Annotated in this window: 18 protein-coding genes; 12 read left to right on the forward strand and 6 right to left on the reverse strand. The window is 69.1% G+C overall.

Annotation, left to right across the window (positions count from 1 at the left end; translation table 11 throughout):
• Nucleotides 1–59 precede the first annotated feature (59 nt).
• From ABD747_RS22360 to dcd, 3 genes are all read left to right on the forward strand, one after another.
• Nucleotides 60–509 carry a MarR family winged helix-turn-helix transcriptional regulator gene (locus ABD747_RS22360; protein ID WP_344808814.1) on the forward strand — a complete coding sequence of 150 codons (450 nt, stop codon included), beginning with the start codon at nt 60–62 and terminating at the stop codon, nt 507–509.
• A 126-nt stretch (nt 510–635) separates the two neighbouring features.
• On the forward strand, nt 636–2,048 hold the full coding sequence (locus tag ABD747_RS22365) for an MATE family efflux transporter (RefSeq protein WP_344808816.1): 1,413 nt from the start codon (nt 636–638) through the stop codon (nt 2,046–2,048).
• Nucleotides 2,049–2,081: 33 nt separating this feature from the next.
• Complete coding sequence (gene dcd / locus ABD747_RS22370; protein ID WP_344808817.1) at nt 2,082–2,657, forward strand: dCTP deaminase; 576 nt, start codon at nt 2,082–2,084, stop codon at nt 2,655–2,657.
• Between the two features lie 21 nt (nt 2,658–2,678).
• Here the strand turns inward: dcd and ABD747_RS22375 are convergent, their stop codons facing one another.
• The 3 genes from ABD747_RS22375 to ABD747_RS22385 form a co-directional block, all read right to left on the reverse strand.
• The gene (locus tag ABD747_RS22375) at nt 2,679–3,449 is read right to left on the reverse strand and encodes a DUF4097 family beta strand repeat-containing protein (protein WP_344808819.1); all 771 of its coding nucleotides are present in this window, start codon (nt 3,447–3,449) and stop codon (nt 2,679–2,681) included.
• Nucleotides 3,446–4,117 carry a hypothetical protein gene (locus ABD747_RS22380; RefSeq protein WP_344808821.1) on the reverse strand — a complete coding sequence of 224 codons (672 nt, stop codon included), beginning with the start codon at nt 4,115–4,117 and terminating at the stop codon, nt 3,446–3,448. Before ABD747_RS22380 ends, ABD747_RS22375 begins: the two co-directional genes overlap by 4 nt.
• 1,121 nt (nt 4,118–5,238) lie before the next feature.
• On the reverse strand, nt 5,239–7,392 hold the full coding sequence (locus tag ABD747_RS22385) for a (Fe-S)-binding protein (RefSeq protein WP_344808823.1): 2,154 nt from the start codon (nt 7,390–7,392) through the stop codon (nt 5,239–5,241).
• A 173-nt stretch (nt 7,393–7,565) separates the two neighbouring features.
• On the opposite strand from ABD747_RS22385, the gene ABD747_RS22390 reads away from it, so the two are divergent.
• From ABD747_RS22390 to ABD747_RS22405, 4 genes are read left to right on the forward strand one after another with little or no spacing between them, the layout of a single operon-like run.
• Nucleotides 7,566–9,005, forward strand: coding sequence for an ABC transporter ATP-binding protein (locus ABD747_RS22390; protein WP_344808825.1), 1,440 nt, complete (start codon nt 7,566–7,568; stop codon nt 9,003–9,005).
• On the forward strand, nt 9,002–9,658 hold the full coding sequence (locus ABD747_RS22395) for an ABC transporter permease (protein ID WP_344808827.1): 657 nt from the start codon (nt 9,002–9,004) through the stop codon (nt 9,656–9,658). Before ABD747_RS22390 ends, ABD747_RS22395 begins: the two co-directional genes overlap by 4 nt.
• Nucleotides 9,655–10,341: an ABC transporter permease gene (locus ABD747_RS22400; RefSeq protein ID WP_344808829.1), complete on the forward strand. Its 687-nt coding sequence runs from the start codon at nt 9,655–9,657 to the stop codon at nt 10,339–10,341. The genes ABD747_RS22395 and ABD747_RS22400 overlap by 4 nt, the downstream gene beginning before the upstream one ends.
• Before the next feature lie 44 nt (nt 10,342–10,385).
• Nucleotides 10,386–11,327, forward strand: coding sequence for an ABC transporter substrate-binding protein (locus ABD747_RS22405; RefSeq protein ID WP_344808831.1), 942 nt, complete (start codon nt 10,386–10,388; stop codon nt 11,325–11,327).
• A gap of 106 nt (nt 11,328–11,433) precedes the next feature.
• On the opposite strand, the gene ABD747_RS22410 is transcribed toward ABD747_RS22405, so the two are convergent.
• The 3 genes from ABD747_RS22410 to ABD747_RS22420 all read right to left on the reverse strand — a co-directional run bounded on the left by ABD747_RS22410 (nt 11,434) and on the right by ABD747_RS22420 (nt 15,372).
• Nucleotides 11,434–13,011: a solute symporter family protein gene (locus ABD747_RS22410; protein ID WP_344808833.1), complete on the reverse strand. Its 1,578-nt coding sequence runs from the start codon at nt 13,009–13,011 to the stop codon at nt 11,434–11,436.
• Complete coding sequence (locus tag ABD747_RS22415) at nt 13,008–13,370, reverse strand: DUF485 domain-containing protein (protein WP_344808835.1); 363 nt, start codon at nt 13,368–13,370, stop codon at nt 13,008–13,010. Before ABD747_RS22415 ends, ABD747_RS22410 begins: the two co-directional genes overlap by 4 nt.
• A gap of 67 nt (nt 13,371–13,437) precedes the next feature.
• Nucleotides 13,438–15,372 carry an AMP-binding protein gene (locus ABD747_RS22420; RefSeq protein WP_344808838.1) on the reverse strand — a complete coding sequence of 645 codons (1,935 nt, stop codon included), beginning with the start codon at nt 15,370–15,372 and terminating at the stop codon, nt 13,438–13,440.
• A gap of 148 nt (nt 15,373–15,520) precedes the next feature.
• Between ABD747_RS22420 and ABD747_RS22425 the strand changes: the two genes are divergently transcribed.
• From ABD747_RS22425 to ABD747_RS22445, 5 genes are read left to right on the forward strand one after another with little or no spacing between them, the layout of a single operon-like run.
• The gene (locus ABD747_RS22425; protein ID WP_344808840.1) at nt 15,521–16,183 is read left to right on the forward strand and encodes a GntR family transcriptional regulator; all 663 of its coding nucleotides are present in this window, start codon (nt 15,521–15,523) and stop codon (nt 16,181–16,183) included.
• Between the two features lie 39 nt (nt 16,184–16,222).
• Nucleotides 16,223–17,746, forward strand: coding sequence for an MmgE/PrpD family protein (locus ABD747_RS22430; RefSeq protein ID WP_344808842.1), 1,524 nt, complete (start codon nt 16,223–16,225; stop codon nt 17,744–17,746).
• A complete protein-coding gene (gene prpB / locus ABD747_RS22435; RefSeq protein WP_344808844.1) occupies nt 17,746–18,657 on the forward strand; it encodes a methylisocitrate lyase in 912 nt (303 codons plus the stop codon). The genes ABD747_RS22430 and prpB overlap by 1 nt, the downstream gene beginning before the upstream one ends.
• A gap of 34 nt (nt 18,658–18,691) precedes the next feature.
• Complete coding sequence (locus tag ABD747_RS22440) at nt 18,692–19,852, forward strand: bifunctional 2-methylcitrate synthase/citrate synthase (RefSeq protein WP_344808846.1); 1,161 nt, start codon at nt 18,692–18,694, stop codon at nt 19,850–19,852.
• Nucleotides 19,852–20,433 (forward strand): adenylate kinase, encoded by a 582-nt coding sequence (locus ABD747_RS22445; protein ID WP_344808848.1) that lies wholly within the window; start codon nt 19,852–19,854, stop codon nt 20,431–20,433. The genes ABD747_RS22440 and ABD747_RS22445 overlap by 1 nt, the downstream gene beginning before the upstream one ends.

The following is a 20,433-nucleotide window of genomic DNA, read 5'->3' on the forward strand; positions in this document are numbered from 1 at the left end:
GTGAGGTTCCTAACAGTTAGAACCTTGACAGTTAGATACCTAACTACTAGTCTCGAGCTATGGATGAGTCACGTGGCCAGCCCACGGTCTCGGAGCTGCTGGGCCGGGTCGCGGTGAGACTGCGTCAGACCATGGAGATCGGCACCGAGACCGACTTCGGCGGCCTGACGCCGCATCAAGCCCGGATCGTCGGCTACATCGAGGCCAACGAGGACCGGGGGATCATCCAGCGCGACGTAGCGGAGATCACCGGCACCAGGCCGGCGAGCGTGTCGAGCCTGCTGCAGGGACTCGAACGCGACGGCTGGCTCGAACGGCGGACGGATCCGTCCGACTCGCGGCGCAAGACCCTGCACGTGACCGACAAGGCGCGGGCCTTGGTCAAGGGCTTCGAGCAGCGGACCTGGGGTGCGATCGAGTCGAGGATCGACTGCTTCACCGACGAGGAACGTCGCACCCTGATCGCACTGCTGAGCAGGCTGGACCGGCACCTGGCCGCGTCCTCCTGACCCGCCGGGCGTTCGTACGCCCGATATCGCTGACAGACAACTCATGCGCACCACCGCCGACCGGGGCTGTCGCGCGCCCGAAATCGAGTCCGACGAGGACTCCCCGACTCTGAAAGGAGGGTCGCCATGTCCGCACACGACGACCGTTACTACCTCCAGCACGCCCCGATCGGGCGCGCGCTGATCCACCTCTGCATCCCGATGATGGCGGCCGTCTCGGTCGGCGTCGGCTACAACATCGTCAATGCCGGCTTCATCGGCTCGCTACATTCCACCGCGCTGCTGGCCGCGCTCACCTTCGGTCTGCCGGTGTTCGCGCTGCTGATGGCCGTCGGCGGGGTCTTCGGGACCGGCGGCGGGACCGCGGTGTCGCGGCTGCTCGGCGAGCTGGAGACGACCGATGCGAACGGCGCCGAACCGATCCGGGCCCGGATCAAGCGGCTCAGCGCGTTCACCGTTTGGGGCTCGGTCATCGCCGGGGTCGCCGTGGCCGCCGCCGGTCTGCTGTTCCTCGGGCCGATCGTCGGCCTGCTCGGGGCGGATGCGAGCGCGGCCGCTCCAACGGCCCTGTACGTCGGGCTCCTCTTTGCCGGCGCGCCCGTGCTGGTGCTGGCGTTCGCCATGGAGCAGCTGGTCCGGGCCGAGGGCGCCACCAAGGCCTCGATGATCGGCATCATCGCCTCGACCGTCGCCAACCTGGTCTTCGACGTGCTCTTCATCCTCCTGCTCGGTTGGGGTGTCGCCGGAGCCGGTCTCGCCACCGTGGCGTCCAACCTGGTCACCATCGGCTATTTCGTCTGGCACCTGTGGCGGCGCAGCGCGGTGATCCGAATCGGCGTGCGCTGGTTCCGACCTGATCTCGCCACCGCAAAGGAGGTCTTCGGGGTCGGCCTTTCCGAGCTGCTGATGAGCGGCTTCCTGGTGCTGAGCTCGCTGCTTCTCAACAACGTCGCCGTGGCCTACGGAGACGGCGTGCTCGCCGCGTTCGGTGTCGCCCTGCGGATCGTGCAGCTGCCCGAGATGCTCGCCATGGGCGTGTTCATGGGCGCATTGCCGCTGCTCGCGGCCTCGTACGGCGCCCGGGCGACCGATCGGCTCCGCGGCGCAATCGGCCAGAGCGCGTTGTGGATCGCCGCCATCGTGGCGGTGTTCGCCACCCCGGTGTTCCTCTTCCGCGGCAGCGTCTTCACGCTGTTCACCGACAGCCCCGATGTCAGCGGCGTCGGGGTCTTGATCCTCACCGCGATGCTGGTGTCCGCCCTGTTCAACGGCTTCACCGGACTGGTCATCACGCTGTTCCAGGCGACCGGTCAGGCGCTCCCGGCGACCATCATGGCGGTGGCCCAGGGTCTGCTGCTGATCCCCGTGCTGCTGATCGGGAACGCCGTGTTCGGTCTGACCGGGGTGATCTGGTCGATGACGATCAGTGAACTGCTGACCTTCGGCATCGGTCTCTCCCTGTTCGCCGTGCACCGTCGCCGGCTGCTCTCCCCGACGCCGGCCGAGGCGGCGCTCGTGGCCGAGGCGATCCCGGCCTGACCCGGCCGCGCGGAGTCCCACTAGATTCTCCCCATGCTCCTTTCGGACCGCGACATCAAGCGCGAGGTGGAGTCCGGTCGGATCGGGCTGGAGCCGTACACCCCCGAGCTGGTCCAGCCGTCCAGCATCGACGTACGGCTGGACCGCTACTTCCGGGTCTTCGAGAACCACCGCTATCCGCACATCGACCCCGCCGAGGACCAGTCCGAGCTCACCCGTCCGGTGGAACCGAGCGACGACGAGCCGTTCATCCTGCATCCGGGCGAGTTCGCCCTCGGGTCGATCTACGAGGTCGTCACGCTTCCCGACGACGTCGCCGCCCGGGTGGAGGGCAAGTCCTCCCTCGGGCGGCTCGGCCTGCTGACCCACGCCACCGCCGGCTTCATCGATCCGGGCTTCTCGGGGCACGTCACGCTGGAGCTCTCCAATGTGGCCACCCTGCCGATCAAGCTGTGGCCGGGGATGAAGATCGGCCAGCTCTGCTTCTTCCGGCTGTCCTCACCGGCCGAGCACCCGTACGGGTCGGCGGTCTACGGCTCGCACTACCAGGGTCAGCGCGGCCCGACCCCGAGCCGGTCCCACCTGAACTTCCACCGCACCCAGATCTGAGCACGCGGCGGGGACTTCTCGTCAGGCCCGGTAGACGGCGATGTCGCCGGAGGCGGTCCGTGCTTTGATCGAGACGAACGGCTCGCCCTGGCCCGGGGCGTCGGTCGCATCCATCGCGATCCGTACGTCGCCGCTGACCGAGTGCAGATCCAGCCAGGCCGGCAGCTTGTCGGCGACACCGACCACGATCGCCCCGGAGGCCGACCGGAGGTCCAGCGACCCGCGGGTGGAGGGAACCGAGATGTCGCCGGAGCCGGAACTCGCCCGGAGCTGGGTGCTGTGCAGGGTGTGCACGGTGACGTCACCCGAGCCGGACTTGGCGATCAGCGGGCAGAATGCCTCACCGATCTGGACGTCTCCCGACCCGCTCCCGACGCTGGCCGACTCGCCGCGCACGGCCGCGATGGAGATGTCGCCGCTGCCGCTGGTGACCTGCACGTCGTGGGTGACGTCGAGCGTGATGTCGCCCGACCCCGACTTGGCCCGGACCCGGCCCGCCTCGGTGCCGATCCGGATGTCGGCGCCGCCCGAGGTGATCGCATAATCCAGCCCCGGCGGAACGCCCAGCCGCAGGTGGACCGGCAGCGCGCGCCAGCCCCGCACCGGCGCCTCGATCCGCAGCTGGTCGTTGTCCTGCCGGATCTCCACGGCGTCGATCACGTCCTCCGCGGCGCTGATCGTGCCCTCGACGGCCTGCTCGTTCGGACCTGCCTCGACGACGATCGAACCGTCACCGAAGTTGACCAGGTTGATCCGGCGGACACCTTCGAAGACGAAGGAGTGCGCGCTCACTTGACCCACCCCTGGACGCCGTGAGCCGACTTCCAGCCCTGCTCGCGCGCCATCCGCCGAACGTCGTCTCGCTGCTGGCGGCCGCGGCGGTCGCCGAACGGCCCGCTCGGGCCGAACACGCCGTGCTGGCCGAACGGCCCGTTGGGACCGAAGATGCCACCGAAGTCCGGCGGCCGCGGCGCGTTCGGCGGCTGCGGCACGCCGTCGCGCGGGGACTCGATTGCGTTGGTGATCGCCCTGACCAGCCACGCATTGGTCGAAATGCCGGCCTCGTCCGCGAGTTCGTCGACCCGGGTCTTCACCGACGCCGGCAGCCGGAGGCTGATCCGGGCCACGGGCTCGTCCTCGGTCGACTCGGGGAACGACTCGGTCGGCATGTCGTCCTGCTCCTGATCGGGCAGCAGCATCGTCGGCTCACCGCTGAGCGGTGCCGCGGTGACCACGAACTGCGGGTCGGCGCCCGCCATCCGGAGCTCCACCGAGCCCGGGGCGAGATCGGCGCTGATCACGCCGGCCGCGTCGGACAGGGCCTCGATCAGGGCGAGGCGGGCGGAGGAGTCGATGGTCGCGCCGAGCCGCGCGGCGATCGACTGGGTCTGCTCGTCGGCAAGCGCGGCGGCGTTGGTCACTCCGTTGCGGACGGTGTCCACGTAGCTGTCGAGGTTCATGACATCAGTGTGACATCACGTGACGTCAGTATCAACACTGTGTGGCGTCAGATTTGTTCAGGTAGCGCATTGGGCTGTCGCGTGTCGCCGCCGCAGCGGCGCACTGATCGGTTGCCGATGGGACACACTCGCCCCTCTTTGGGCCTCGATGCTGGTCGCCGGGGACAGCGTTCCGGGATTGGCCGCCCGTTCTTCACCATGTCGGTAGATGAACCGTCGGGGCCCATTTGCGGCGTCGAAGAAGTCGGAATCGCTCGGGGTTGTCGTCGATCCACCTTGGCTCGCGCAGTAGCCGGCCGCTTGCTGATCGCTCCTGGCGGGCCTCCGGATTCGATGCGCGACTCGACACACTTGATCCTTCAGAACAGACCACCACCTCGCGCGTCGAACGGCGACCTCGCTCGCCTTCGACGGCGAGCGAAGTAGCGCTGGGCCGCGCGAAGTGGGAGGCAGACGTTGGGCGGGCCCCCGGGGTCCACTGTCCTGGTTCGATGGCGGGCCTACCGCAATGGATCGCCTGCCGACGCGTCCGGTCAGCGACTTCGCGCGCCGAAACGCGACTTCGCTCATCGGCGACGGCGAGCGAAGTCGCGCCGCGATGCGCGAAGTGGGCATGCGGAACGGCTGGTTTCACGTGAGGGATGGGGGCGCCCACTGAGCGGCGCCAACGACCATGGCGGCCACGAGCTAGCCCAGTCTCGTACGCGATGCGGCCGCGCCGCCGAGCGATAGCGGGCCCGCCTCCGACGTCGCCGTCTCCGACTTCGCGCGCTGAAACGCGACTTCGCTCACCGGCGGAGGTGAGCGAAGTCGCAGTTGGATGCGCGAAGTACGGCTTCGGTCGCGTTGTGGGCTGGGCGGCGCGCACGTGGGCTGGTCGCCCGCACGGGGGCTGGGCCACGCACGGGGGCTGGGCCACGTGCACGGGGCTGGGTGCCCGCCGTGGGCTAGGCGTCTCGCTGGGACTTCGGCCGCCGGAAGCGGTTGGGCGGTGTGGCTGCCCTGCCTGACGTGCACCGGGGTGCGCGGGACAGGGGTGCACGGCCACCGCGTGCATGGGCCACGTGAGACCCGGGGTTGGCGCGGGCCCGGCTGCCGCCGGCGAGAGGGTGGGGCGAGGGTCAGCTCGAGCCGCGCCGCACCGACTCCAGCAGCAATTGGGCGACATCGAGCACCTCGGTCGTCTCGGCAGCGCTGCCGTCGGCCTGCCTGGCGGTCAGCCCGTCGGACAGCATCACCCGGCAGAACGGGCAACCGGTGGCGATGGTGTCGGCTCCGGTGGCCAGCGCCTCGTCGGTGCGGTTGGCGTTGATCCGGGTCCCGATCCGCTCCTCCATCCACATCCGCGCCCCACCCGCGCCGCAGCAGAAGGAGCGCTCGCGATGCCTCGGCATCTCGGTGAGGCGAGTGCCGGGCAGGGCGCCGAGCAGATCGCGCGGCGGGTCGTACACCTGGTTGTGCCGGCCCAGGTAGCACGGGTCGTGGTAGGTGATCGTCCGTCCGCCGACGCCCGCGTCGGGTGCCGCCACCGGTGTCAGCTTTCCGTCCCTGACCAGGCGGTTCAGCAGCTGGGTGTGATGCACCACCTCCAGTTCCACGCCGAGCTGCGGGTATTCGTTCTTCAGCGCGTTGAGGCAGTGCGCGCAGGTCACCACGACCTTGGTGGCGCCGGCCTCCTTGAGCGTCTCGGCGTTCTCCATCGCCAGCTGCTGGAAGACGAACTCGTTGCCGGCGCGTCTCGCCGGGTCGCCCGTACAGGTCTCGCCGCGGCCGAGCACCGCGAACCGGACGCCAGCGGTATGCAGCAGTTCGGCGACGGCCTGGGTGGTCTTCTTCGCGCGGTCCTCGTAGGCGCCGGCACAGCCGACCCAGAACAGGTACTCGACCTCGCTCAGGTCCTCGACGTCCTCACCGACCACGGGCACGTCGAACGTCAGCGACTTCGCCCAGTCCAGCCGTTGCCGCGGGTTGGAGTTCCACGGGTTTCCCTTGTTCTCCAGGCCTTTGAACAAACCGTTCAGCTCCGACGGGAACTCCGACTCCATCAGCACCTGGAACCGGCGCATGTCCATGATGTGATCGACGTGCTCGATGTCGACCGGGCACTGCTGGACGCAGGCGCCACAGGTCGTACAGGACCACAAGACGTCGGGGTCGATCACCCCCGCCGACCCGTTCTCCACCTGGATCGGCCCGACCAGCGGCCGAGCGGCCTCGTCGCGAACCGACTGCGGCAGCGTCGCCCGGGCCGTCTCGGCCGCCTGCAGATACGGCGCCTTGGCGTACGCGTGCTCGCGCAGGCCCATCACCAGCAGCTTCGGTGACAGCGGCTTGTCGGTGTTCCACGCGGGACACTGGCTCTGGCAACGGCCGCACTCGGTGCAACTGGTGAAGTCCAGCAGACCCTTCCAGGTGAAGTCCTCCAGCTTGCCGACGCCCAGCGCGGCGTCGGCGTCGAGGTCCTCGATCTCGGCGAAGTCGAGCGGCTGGCCGTCGACCGTGATCGGTTGCAGCGCACCCAGCGCCGGGCGGCCCGACGACTCGCGCTTGAACCAGATGTTCGGCCAGACGGTGAACCGGTGCCAGGCCACACCCATGGTCAGGTTCAGCCCGAGCACCGCGAACCAGGCCATCGAGATGACGATCTTCACCGCGGCGAGCACCACGATGCCGGCCTCGAGGCTCGCCGCGGCGATCCCCTGCGGCAGCAGGAACCAGGTGAACGGGAAGTGCCAGCGGCTGGTCTCGTCCCCGAGCAGCTGATATTCCATCGCGCGGAGGAACAGGACGCAGAGCACGATGCCGAGAATGGTGAACTCGACGTAGACCGCCTGCCAGGTGCGCGAGCCGAAGAAGCGGGAGGCCCGGGCGGTGCCCTTTCGCGCCCGGGTCACCATCAGGAACAGGATGCAGACCAGACCCGCCCAGGCGATCAGCTCGGCCAGCCACTCGTACACCACCCAGTGGCCGATGATCGGCAACGCAAAGGTCGGGTCGAACAGCTGCCCGTAAGCCGTGATCAGGGTGAAGAACAGCGCCCCGAAGGCGATGAAGACGAACCAGTGGGCGATGCCGATCGCATTCCACTGCCGCATCCGGGTGTGCGCGAGCGTCTCGGCGAGCATGTGCTTCCAGCGATCGCCCGGGCGGTCACGCCGGCCCGGCAGCGGCTGACCCAGCCTGACCACGCCGACGATCGCCGCGACCGCGCGCGCGAACAGGGCGACACCGACCACCGATACGGCCAGCGCGACCACGACGGGGACGACCAACACGGGCAGACCTCCTCGCCCGGTGGTCTGTCCGCCAGGCGTGCTCACACCCTAGACGCTGGCGCCGACAGCCCGTTTGAAACGGGGAGTCGCCGTGAACTGTCTGTATGTCTGGTTAGGGTCGTGGGGAACGAGTCGGCGCCGAATGCGCCGGCGCGAGGTGCAGGGGACGGCACGTGATCGAGTTCGAATCCGTGAGCAAGACCTATCGGGACGGCACGCATGCCGTGTCGGACCTCAGCCTGGTCGTGCCGTCCGGCAAGATCACCGTCTTCGTCGGACCGTCGGGCTGCGGCAAGACCACCACGCTGCGGATGGTCAACCGGATGCTCGAGCCCAGCTCCGGCCGGATCGTCTGGGACGGCGAGCCGCTCAAGTCCAGGCGGCGGACCACGCTGCGCCGCCAGATGGGCTATGTGATCCAGTCCGGAGGTCTGTTCCCGCACCGGACGGTGCTGGAGAACATCGGCACCGTGCCAGGCCTGCTCGGCTGGGACAAGACCAAGATCCGCTCCCGTAGCAGGGAGTTGCTGGACGCCGTCGGGCTCGATCGCAAGCTCGGCGAGCGCTATCCGGCCCAGCTGTCCGGCGGCCAGCAGCAGCGCGTCGGGGTGGCCCGGGCACTGGCCGCGGATCCGCTGGTGATGCTGATGGACGAGCCGTTCTCCGCGGTCGACCCGGTGGTGCGCGGCGAGCTGCACGAGTTCTTCCTGGGCCTGCAGCGCCAGCTGAGCAAGACCATCATCCTGATCACCCACGACATCGACGAGGCGATCAAGCTGGGGGACCAGGTGGCGATCCTGCGGGTCGGCGGACGACTCGCCCAGGCCGGAGCGCCACAGGAGCTGCTGGAGCGACCGGCGGACGCGTTCGTCGAGGGCTTCGTCGGCAAGGACCGCGGCTATCGCGCGCTCTCCTTCATGCCCGCCTCGGCGGTCGAGCTCGGCTCGGTCCGGGTCGTCCGCGACGCCTCGGGCGCCGGCAACGAGGGCCCGGTGCTGTTGCTCGACGGCGACGCTGCACCGCAGGGCTGGATCGACCCGGCCCGCGGCGGTCATGTGCTGCGGATGGGCGCTCTGTTCGATCCGCAGGTCGACACGTTGCGGGTGGCGCTGGACTCCGCGCTCACCTCCCCGGTCGGGCTCGCGGTCGCTGTCAGCCGCGACACCGGGCGGTACGTCGGGGTCGTCAGCGCCGACGACATCCTGGCCCAGGTGACCGAGGCGCGTGCCGCGCTGGACGACCCGACGACCGGGACCCCGGCGGCGGCGGCCCCGGAGGGGGCGACCCCGGCGGGGGCGACCCCGGTGGAGGCGGCTCAGGCGGACGACGCTCCGGTTGACGAGACTCCGGCGGACGAGAGACCGGCCGACGAGAGACCGGCCGACGAGACGCGGGCGGATGAGACACCCGCGGTGCACGACACGGCTACGGCGGAGGAGGCTGCGAACTCCACCGGGACGGCGGCCGAACCGCTGGAGGGCGACGGCCCGTCCGACGAGGCGGCCCCGACCACCGACGTACCACCCGAGGGCGCGGACGAGGTCGAGCGAGCGCCCGCCGACCAGCTGCTCGAGGCCGACGAGCGCGCGGCGGACGAACCGGACGCACGATGAATCTCGACTGGGCCTGGATTCGACGCAACGCCGACCTCATCCTCAGTCTGCTGGGGCAGCACATCGTGCTGTCCATCGTTCCGGTGCTGCTGGCGTTCATCGTGTCGTTGCCGCTGGGCTATCTGGTGCACAAGACCGGCCGCGCCGCCAATGTGCTGCTCGCCCTGATCGGCGTCATCTATGCGATCCCCTCGCTCGCACTGTTCGTGGCGATGCCGCTGATCCTCGGCACCAAGATCCTGAACCCCGTCAACGTGGCCGCCGCCCTGGCCGTCTACTCCAGCGCGCTGCTGGTGCGCAGCGTGGTCGACGGGTTGCGCTCGGTTCCGGCCACCGTGAACCAGTCCGCCGCGGCGATGGGCTACGGCTGGCTCCGCCGGCTGTTCGGGGTCGAGCTGCCGATCGCGATGCCGGTGATCTTCGCCGGTCTCCGGGTCGTCACCGTCTCCAACATCGCGCTGGTCAGCGTGGCGGCGGTGGTCGGCAGCGGAGCGCTCGGCCAGCTGTTCGATCGCGGCCTGTCGAGCGACTTCTACACCCCGATCATCGTCGGCCTGGTGCTCAGCCTGCTGCTCGCCCTGGTCGCCGACGGCATCATCCTGCTGATCCAGCGGGGCACCCTGCCGTGGGCGCGGGGAAGGCGGGCAGCATGAGCCTGTTCAGCTATCTGCTGGATCCTGCCAACTGGGGTCCGAACGGCATCATCACCAAGCTCCTGCTCCAGCACCTCTACTACACGATCGCGGCCGTCCTGATCGCCGCGGTGATCGCCATCCCGGTCGGCATCGTGGTCGGTCACACCGGCCGTGGTTCGTATCTGGTCGTCGGCGTCAGCAACTCCGCCCGGGCGATCCCCAGCCTGGGTCTGCTGGTGCTGGCCGTGCTGGCCCTCGGCACCAGCTCGGGGCCGATCATCGGGGTGTTGGCGATTCTCGCCCTCCCGTCGATCCTCACCGGAACCGCCGTCGGCATCCAGAACGCCGACCACGAGGCGGTGCACGCAGCGCGAGCGCTTGGCATGACCGGCGGCCAGATCGTCGGCAAGGTCGAGTGGCCGCTGGCCCTCCCGCTGGTGATCTCCGGCCTACGCGTCGCGACCCTGCAGGTGGTGGCCACGGCCACCGTTGCCGGGTTCGCCGCCGGTGGCGGCCTCGGCCAGCTACTGATCAGCGGGCAGGCCACCCAGAACTACTCACAGATGTTCGCCGGAGCCGTGCTGGTCGCAGCACTCGCCATCTTCTTCGATCTCGCCCTCGGCCTGCTCGGCTGGTTCGCCGCGCGCAAGACCCATCCACGAGCCAAGACGCGGGTGCGCAGGCAGCCGCAACCTACCTAACCTGGTCGTCGACTAGGGATTAGCCCCTCCAGACGGGAGTCGTCATGAAACTCAGCAAGCGCCTCGCGGGCGTCGGTATCGGCCTCGCCGCCCTCCTGCTCACCGCAGCGTGCGGCGGCGGCTCCAATCCGCTGGCCGAGGGGTCCGGCTCCCCGTCGGCCGGAGGCTCGGCTTCCGGGTCGTCAGGCCCGATCGTGGTCGGCTCCGCCGGGTTCGAGGAGTCGCAGATCATCGCGGAGCTGTACGCCCAGGCCATGAAGGCTAAGGGCCTCGACGTGTCGACCAAGCACGCCATCGGCGCTCGCGAGGTCTACATCAAGGCGTTGCAGGACAAGTCGATCTCGGTGGTCCCGGAATACACCGGCAACCTGCTGCTCTACTTCGACAAGAACGCGACGGCGAGCACCGCCGAAGAGGTCGAGGCGGCGCTGCCGAAGGCGCTGCCGAGCGACCTGAAGGTCCTGAACAAGTCGGCCGCGGTCGATCAGGACGTCTACGTGGTGACCAAGGACACGTCGACCAAGAACGGGATCACCTCAATCCCCGACCTGTCCAAGATCGCGTCCAGCTCGACGCTGGGCGGTCCGTCCGAGCTGGAAGACCGGCCGTACGGGCCGACCGGCCTGGAGAAGGTGTACGGCGTCAAGTTCAAGGCCTTCCAGCCCTACGACAAGTTGCCGGTCAAGGTCGCCGACCTGAACGCCGGCAAGATCCAGGTCGCCACGTTCTTCACCACCGACAGCGCGATCGCGGACAACGGCTACGTGAAGCTGGAGGATCCGAAGTCGCTGATCCTGCCGCAGAACGTCGTCCCGCTGGTGCGCTCGGAGGTGGCATCCAACCAGACCGCGGTCGACGCGATGAACGCGGTCCAGGCCGCGCTCACCACCGACGACCTGGTGGCGCTGGACAAGGCCGTGATCGACGACCACCAGGATCCCGACCAGGTGGCAGGGGACTGGCTGAAGCAGAAGGGTCTCGCCTGACGAGCGCACGCTGAGGACCGCTCGGCCCGGATAGTGGGCGCAGGCGCAGATTGACGCGGCATGACGTGTCGTCTGCGCCCACTTCCGGGGATCGGCTGACGCGGCGCTAGTGGCTGACCGCCTTCTCGGCGCCGAAGCCGGTCATCGAGCGGACCTCCATCTCGGCGGCGAGCTCGGCGCTCTCCGGTGTCTTCGACGGGATGATCGAGAACAGCCAGCCGAGGAAGAAGGCCAGCGGGATCGACACGATGCCCGGATTGTTCAGCGGGAAGATCGCGAAGTCGACGTCGGGCCCGAAGACGGACGTCTTCTTGCCGGAGAACACTGGCGAGAAGACGATCAGCAGCACCGCGCTGATCAGGCCGCCGTACATGCTGGCGACCGCGCCCCGGGTGGTGAACCGCTTCCAGTAGAGCGAGTACAGGATCGTCGGCAGGTTCGCGCTCGCGGCCACGGCGAAGGCGAGCGCGACGAGAAAGGCGACGTTCTGCCCCTGCACGCCGACCCCGCCGAGGATGGCGCCCGCGCCGATGGCCACGACGGTGATCCGGCCGACCTTGACCTCCATGGCCGGATCGGCCTTGCCCTTCTTGATCACGCTGCCGTAGATGTCGTGCGCGAACGAGGCGGCAGCCGTGATGGTCAGTCCGGCCACCACGGCCAGGATGGTCGCGAACGCCACTGCCGAGATGATCCCGAGCAGGATCGGGCCGCCCAACCTCAGCGCGAGCAGCGGTGCGGCCGAGTTCACCCCGCCCGGTGCGGCCAGGATGGTGTCGCTGCCGACCAGTGAGATCGCCCCGTACCCAAGCACGAGGGTGAACAGATAGAACAGCCCGATCAGCCAGATCGCCCAGACCACGCTCTTGCGCGCCTCCTTGGCGGTGGGCACGGTGTAGAAGCGCATCAGCACGTGCGGCAGCCCGGCCGTGCCGAGCACCAGCGCGAGGCCGAGCGAGATGAAGTCGAGCGGGTTGGCGCCGTACTGCTTGCCGGGCTTGAGCACGTCGGCACCAGCGACCTGGACGGCCTGGTCCAGCAGCTGGTTCAGGCTGAAGCCGTTCAGCGCCAGCACCCAGAAGGTCATCACGCCGGCGCCGGTGATCAACAGCACGGCCTTGATGATCTGCACCCAGGTGGTGCCCTTCATCCCGCCGACGAGGACGTACAAGATCATCAGCGCACCGACCACCACGATGACGATGGACTGGCCGACCCGGCCGCTGACCCCGAGCAAGAGGGAGACCAGCGCGCCGGCGCCGGCCATCTGGGCCAGCAGGTAGAAGAAGCTGACTGCCAGGGTGGAGATCGCCGCGGCCATCCGGACCGGGCGCTGCCGCAGCCGGAAGGACAACACGTCGGCCATGGTGAACTTGCCGGTGTTGCGCATCAGCTCGGCGACCAGCAGCAGGGCGACGATCCAGGCCACCAGGAACCCGATCGAGTACAGGAAGCCGTCGTAGCCGTTGACGGCGATCGCCCCGGTGATACCGAGGAAGGACGCGGCCGACAGGTAGTCGCCCGCGATCGCGGAGCCGTTCTGACCGCCGGTGAAGGACCGGCCGCCGGCGTAGTAGTCGGCCGCCGTCTTGTTGTTGCGGCTGGCCCGTAGCACGACGACGAGCGTCACCCCGACGAACAGGACGAAGATCGCGATGTTGAGGACGGGGTTGTTCTCGCTCATGCCGCACCTCCCTGCGACGTTCCGGCCTGCTCCTCCAGCTCGGTACGGAGCGCGGTGGCCGGCGGATCGAGCACCCGGTTGGCGTAGCGGACGTAGATCATCGTGACCGCGAACGTCGTGGCGAACTGGGCCAGGCCGAGCAGCAACCCGATGTTGACGTGGCCGAAGACCGGGGTGGCCATGAAGTCGGAGAAGTAGGTCCCCAAGATCACGTACAGCCCGAACCAGGCAAGCGCGGCCGCGGTCACAGGCAGCACGAAGCCGCGGCGTTTGGTCCGCAGGTGGGTGAACTCGCTCGATCGTTGGACGGCGATGTAGTCGATCCCACCGGTGCTCGGTGGGGAGCTGATCTCTGACACGCGGCCTCCTTGCCGTGGTTGGGCGATGCGGTTCTGAGCTGACACGAACGGACGAGACGTGACCTGGCTACACACCGGCCGGCAGGTCATGATGCTGACGTCGGACAGCGGCGACGAGATCGTCGATGACCGCCGGCTCCTCGATCGTTGGGGGGACTCTGACGGGCTCGCCGTCGACGATCTGACGCATGGTCTTGCGGAGAATCTTGCCAGATCGCGTCTTCGGCAAACGCTGCAGCACCACGACGTCCTTGAAAGCGGCCACCGGACCGACATGATCACGCACGAGTTTCACCAGTTCGGCGCGCAGGATCGTCTCGTCGATCCGAACGCCGTGCTTGAGGGTGACGAAGCCGCTCGCCCGCTGCCCCTTGAGCGCGTCCTTGACCCCGATCACGGCGGCCTCGGCGACGGCCGGGTGGTGTCCGAGGGCCTCCTCGAGCTGGCCGGTGGACAGCCGGTGGCCGGCGACGTTGATCACGTCGTCGGTGCGGCCCATCACCGACAGGTAGCCGTCTTCGTCGAGGTGGCCGGAGTCACCGGTGGCGTAGTAGCCCGGAAATGCAGTCAGGTAGGCGTTGCGATAGGCGTCATCGCCCGCCCACAGGCCGGACAGCGAACCCGGGGGCAGCGGCAGCCGGATCACGATGTTGCCCTCGGTGCCGGCCGGTCGTGGGCGACCCTTGCTGTCCACGACCTCTACCCGGTATCCGGGGACGGGCACGCTGGGTGAGCCGGGTTTGATCGGTAGTGGCTCGATCCCGCGCGGGTTGGCCGCGATCGCCCAGCCCGTCTCGGTCTGCCACCAGTGGTCCACGATGGGGCAGTGCAGGCCCGCATCGGCCCACGCGAAGGTCTCCGGATCGAGTCGTTCGCCGGCGAGGAACAGCGCGTCCAGTCCGCTCACGTCGTGGCCGGCCAGATGACTCAGGTCCGGATCCTCCCGGCGGATGGCACGCAGCGCGGTCGGCGCCGTGAACAGCACCTTCACCCGGTGCTCGTCGACCACCCGCCAGAACGCACCCGCGTCCGGCGTGCCGGTCGGCTTGCCCTCGTAGATGACCGTGGTCGCCCCGGCCAGCAGCGGCGCGTACACGATGTAGGAGTGGCCGACGACCCAGCCCACGTCGGAGGCCGCCCACATCACCTCGCCCGGGCCGACGTCGTAGATGTTGGCCATGCTCCAGGCGAGCGCGACGGCGTGTCCGCCGTTGTCGCGGACGATCCCCTTGGGATTCGCCGTCGTGCCGGAGGTGTAGAGGATGTACAGCGGGTCGGTCGCGCGAAGGCTGACCGGTTCGGCCGGGCCGGCGTCGGCGTAGGCCGCGTCCCAGTCCAACCAGGCCACGTCGCCGCTGGCGGCGAAGTCCGCCGCGGAGCCGGCCACCTCGGGGCGATCCTTGACGATCACGGTCCGGATCGTGCCGGTGGTCAGCGCCAGCGCGTCGGCCACGATCGGCAGGTACTCCACCGCCCGGGTCGGCTCGATCCCGCCCGAGGCGGTGATCAGCGCGACCGGCCTCGCGTCCTCCATCCGGGCCGCCAGCTCCCGCGCCGCGAAGCCGCCGAAGACGACCGAGTGCACGGCGCCGATCCGGGCGCAGCCGAGCATGGCGACGATCGCTTCCGGAATCATCGGCAGATAGATCACCACCCGGTCGCCCCGCTCGACTCCCGCCGCGCGCAGCACACCGGCGAAGCGGCTCACCCGCTCGAGCAGCTCGACGTACGTCCAGCGTCCCCGGACGCCGGTCATGGCCGAGTCGAAGACGACCGCCGGCTGCTGCCCGCGGCCGGCGGCAACGTGCCGGTCGACGGCGTTGACACAGGTGTTCAGCCGGCCGTCGGGGAACCAGGAGTAGAGCGGCGCGCGGCTCTCGTCCAGGGCGCGGGACGGGCAGACGTCCCAGTCGACGGCCTCCGCGGCGGCCAGCCAGAACGCCTCCGGGTCCTCCAGACTGGCGTGGTACGTCCGCTGATAGCTGCCTGGACTGTGGACCATGTCGTTCTCCTCGTCGAGTGCCGTGCCTCACAGGTTGGCCGAGAATGTATACACAGAGGCGCCAGATCGGCAAGGGACCTTCGTCACATTGCGCGGAGCTTGTCTGGATGTATACATTGATGCCCGCCGCGTCATCGAGGAGGTCCCAGTGCGAGCGAGCGATCGGGCGTATCGGCAGCTGCGCGAGGAGATCCTCGACGGCGAGCTCGCGCCGAACACCGTGCTGGCCGAGGTCGAGCAGGCGGAACGGCTCGGCGTCTCCCGGACCCCCGTCCGCGAGGCGTTCAGCCGGCTGGTCAACGACGGCCTCGTGGTGGCACAGACTGCTCGCGGCCTGGTGGTCACCGAGCTGTCCGTCGACCGCGTCAACCAGCTCTACGAGCTCCGGCTGGCTCTGGAGGACCAGGCCGCGCGACTGGCGGCGCTGCGGGGCAACAAGCGGGTCTTCCTGGCGCTCGCCGAGCGATTCCGGGCCGCGCCGGAGCTGGTGCGGCTCGGCGAGCTCGGGCTGCCCCGCTACTACGACTTGGTGGCCGAGTTCGACGAGGCGATCGACGACGCGGTCGAGAACGCCTATCTCACCGCAGCGCTGGTCAACGTCCGGACGCACCTGGCCCGGATCCGGCGGCTGGCCCGGCACGACCCCGACCGGCTGGTCGAGGCCTCCCGCGAACACCTGCTGATCGTCGAGGCGATCGCCGCCGGAGACGCCGGCCTGGCGGCGCACGCCACCCACGTCCACCTCCACAAGAGCAAGACCCACTTCGTCGCCACGGTGGAACGCCACCTCCGCGGCGGACAGGTCGCCTGAGCCCGACCCGATAGCACCAAGACAGAAGGAGAAACAACCGTGCAGACCCACCTCGTTCGCGTCCACTCATCGGCCGAAGGCCTGCCCCGCAAGGAGCAGCTGGCCTGGCAGATCGCCGAGGTCGCGGCCGACCCGGTGCCGGTCAGCGACGAGGTGACGGCGATGGTGATCAACCGGGTGATCGACAACGCCGCGGTGGCGACCGCGTCGCTGAGCCGCGATCCGGTGGTCGCCGCCCGCGCGCAGGCGCTGGCACACCCGCCCTCGACCGGCGGCCGGGGTGCGACCGTTTTCGGGCTCGGCGCCGACGTACGCGTGTCGCCGGAGTGGGCTGCCTGGGCGAACGGCACCGCCGTCCGTGAGCTGGACTTCCACGACACCTTCCTGGCCGCGGAGTACTCCCATCCCGGCGACAACATCCCGCCGATCCTGGCCGTCGCCCAGCACCTGGGCTGCGGCGGCGCGGAGGTCGTCCGGGGGATCGCGACCGGCTACGAGATCCAGGTCGACCTGGTGAAGGCGATCAGCCTGCACAAGCACAAGATCGACCACGTCGCTCACCTGGGACCGTCGGCGGCGGCCGGGATCGGCACGCTACTCGGCCTGGACACCGAGGTGATCTATCAGGCCATCGGTCAGGCGTTGCACACCACGACAGCCACCCGTCAGTCGCGGAAGGGCGAGATCTCGACCTGGAAGGCGTCCGCGCCTGCGCTCGCCGGGAAGCTGGCCGTCGAGGCGGTCGACCGCGCGATGCGCGGTCAGACCAGCCCGTCACCGATCTACGAGGGCGAGGACGGAGTGATCGCCTGGCTGCTGGACGGCCCCGAGGAGGCGTACGAGGTCGTGCTGCCGTCCGCGGGCGAGGCCAAGCGGGCGATCCTCGACACCTACACCAAGGAGCACTCCGCGGAGTATCAGGCGCAGGCGCTGATCGATCTGGCCCGGCGGATGCGGCGCACCGATCCGCGGGTGTCCGATCCGGCCCAGGTCGTCTCGATCGTGATCCACACCTCGCACCACACCCACCACGTGATCGGTTCCGGCTCCGGTGACCCGGAAAAGTACGATCCGAGCGCATCCCGCGAGACCCTGGACCACTCCATCCCCTACATCTTCGCGGTCGCCCTGCAGGACGGGCGATGGCATCACGTCGACAGTTACGCTCCCGGCCGGGCTGCCCGACCGGACACCCACCTGCTGTGGTGCAAGATCACCACCCGGGAGGACGCGGAGTGGACCCGCCGCTATCACTCGATCGACCCCGACGAGAAGGCGTTCGGCGGCCGGGTGGTGGTCACCTTCACCGACGGGTCGACGCTCACCGACGAGATCGCGGTGGCCGACGCGCATCCGCTCGGGGCGCGACCCTTCGGCCGGGAGCAGTACGTGGCCAAGTTCCGCAGCCTGGCCGACGGCGTGCTGGCCGAGGCGGAGATCGAGCGTTTCCTCGCCCTTGCGCAACAGTTGCCCGAACTCGACGCCCACGGTGTCGCCGAGCTGACCGTCACCGCACCGCCGGGCGTGCTGGACGCGGTGCCGGCGCCGAGCGGGCTGTTCTGATGCTGTACAGCGCGATCACACCCCCGGAGAAGCGGAGCCGGCTGCGCGCCGCACTGGCGTCGGGCGAGTTGCTCCAGTTCCCGGGTGCGTTCAATCCCTTGTCCGCAAGGCTGATCGAGCGCAAGGGCTTCGACGGCGTCTACATCTCCGGTGCCGTGCTCTCGGCCGAGCTCGGCCTGCCCGACATCGGGCTGACCACGCTGACCGAGGTCGCCGCCCGAGCGGCGCAGATCGCCCGGATGACCGACCTTCCGGTGCTCGTCGATGCGGACACCGGCTTCGGCGAGTCGATGAACGTGGCTCGCAGCGTGCAGACCTTCGAGGATGCCGGCGTCGCCGCGCTGCACATCGAGGACCAGGTGAATCCCAAGCGATGTGGGCATCTGGACGGCAAGTCCGTGGTCGACACCGGGACCGCACTGCAGCGGATCCGGGCCGCGGCCGACGCGCGCCGGGACCCGGATCTGGTGATCATGGCCCGGACCGACATCAGGGCGGTGGAGGGGCTGGACGCTGCGATCGATCGGGCCCGGCAGCTGGTCGATGCCGGGGCCGACGCGATCTTTCCCGAGGCGATGCGCGATCTGTCCGAGTTCGCTGCTGTCCGGGCCGCACTCGACGTACCCGTGCTGGCGAACATGACCGAGTTCGGCAAGAGCGAGCTGTTCGGTGCCGACCAGCTCCGCGAGATCGGCGTCAACCTCGTGATCTATCCGGTCTCGTTGCTCCGGATCGCCATGGGGGCAGCGATGCGGGCACTCGACACCCTGCGCGCCGACGGCTCGCTGAAGGCCGAGGTCCCCCGGATGCAGACCCGGGCCGAGCTGTACGAGCTGCTCGACTACGAGGGCTACTCCCGCTTCGACTCCGACGTCTTCAGCTTCACCCTCGACGATCACATCAACACCTGATCATTCCCCCGACCGATTCCCGCAAAGGAGCGACATGACCCAAACCCCCACCGACGTACGGCCGGTGCCGGAGATCCGCAAGGGCCTCGCCGGCGTGGTCGTCGACACGACCGCGATCTCCAAGGTGAACCCGGAGACGAACTCCCTGCTCTATCGCGGATATCCGGTGCAGGAGCTCGCCGCCGCAGCCTCGGTAGAGGAGGTCACCTGGCTGCTCTGGCACGGCGAGCTGCCGACGGCATCGCAGCTGGCCCACTTCAGCGATCAGGAACGGGCCGGGCGTGCGATGCCCGACGCGATCAAGATCGTGATCGACGAGCTGCCGCTGAACGCGCACCCGATGGACGTACTGCGGACGGCCGTGAGCGCGTACGGTGCGCTCGACCCGACGGCTGACGACTCGTCGCGAGAGGCCAACCTGGACAAGGCGGTCGGCCTGTTCGCGCTGACCCCCGGCATCGTTGCCTATGACCAGCGGCGCCGGCGCGGCGAAGGGCTGATCGCGCCCCGCGCCGACCTGGACTTCGCGGCCAACTTCTTGTGGATGACCTTCGGCGAGGTTCCCGACGAGGTCGTCGTGGACGCATTCCGGGTGTCGTTGATCTTGTATGCCGAGCACTCGTTCAACGCCTCGACGTTCACCGCTCGGGTGATCAGCTCGACCCTGTCGGACTACTACTCCGCGGTGACGGGAGCGATCGGCGCATTGAAGGGTCCCCTGCACGGTGGGGCCAACGAGGCGGTGCTGCACACCTTCGATGAGATCGGGTTCGGCGACGACGCCGCGGCCAGGGCGGAGGACTGGCTGGCCCGGGCACTCGCCGAGCGGCGCAAGATCATGGGCTTCGGCCACCGGGTCTACAAGAACGGTGACTCGCGGGTGCCGACCATGTACGCAGCTCTGCTGAGGCTGATCGACTACTACGACCGGCCGGACGTGCTCGAGCTCTATCAGGGGCTCGAGCAGGCGATGACCCGGCGCAAGGACATCAAGCCCAACCTGGACTACCCGTCCGGACCCGCCTATCACCTGATGGGTTTCGACACGCTGACCTTCACGCCGATCTTCGTGGCCGCGCGGATCGCCGGCTGGACCGCACACGTCCTGGAGCAGCTGGAGTCAAACGCCTTGATCCGGCCGCTGTCGCTCTATCAGGGGCCCGACGAGCGCCACCTGCTGGCGAGGGCGAGCTGATGCGCCTGCTGATCGTCGGCCCGCCGGGCGCCGGCAAGGGAACCCAGGCCACGCTGATCGCCGAGCGGATCGGCATCTCGGTCATCTCGACCGGTGACATGTTCCGGGCGATGAAGACCGCTGACACGCCGCTGGCCCGGCAAGTGCGCGAGATCATGGCCTCCGGCGGCTACGTCAGCGACGAGATCACCAACCGGATCGTCGCGGACCGCCTCGCCGAGCCGGACTGTGCGGACGGCTTCCTGCTCGACGGCTACCCCCGGACGGCCGGCCAGGTGGCGACGCTGGACGCCCTGCTCGCCGAGTCCGGCACCGGCCTGGACGCGGTCGTCTCGCTGGTCGCCGACACCGAGGAGGTGGTGTCCCGGCTGCTGAAGCGGGCCGAGATCGAGGGCCGGGCCGATGACAAGGCCGAGACGATCCGGGTCCGGCTGCGGACATACGCCGAGCAGACCGAGCCGCTGATCGCGATCTATCGTGATCGCGGGCTGCTCCGCGAGGTCGACGGACTGGGACCGGTGGACGAGGTGCTCGGCCGGGTGCTCTCGGCCCTGGGTGCGCCCGCGGACCGCGCCGGCTGA

It is taken from the genome of Microlunatus ginsengisoli, assembly GCF_039537205.1.
GTDB classification, from domain to species: domain Bacteria; phylum Actinomycetota; class Actinomycetes; order Propionibacteriales; family Propionibacteriaceae; genus Microlunatus; species Microlunatus ginsengisoli.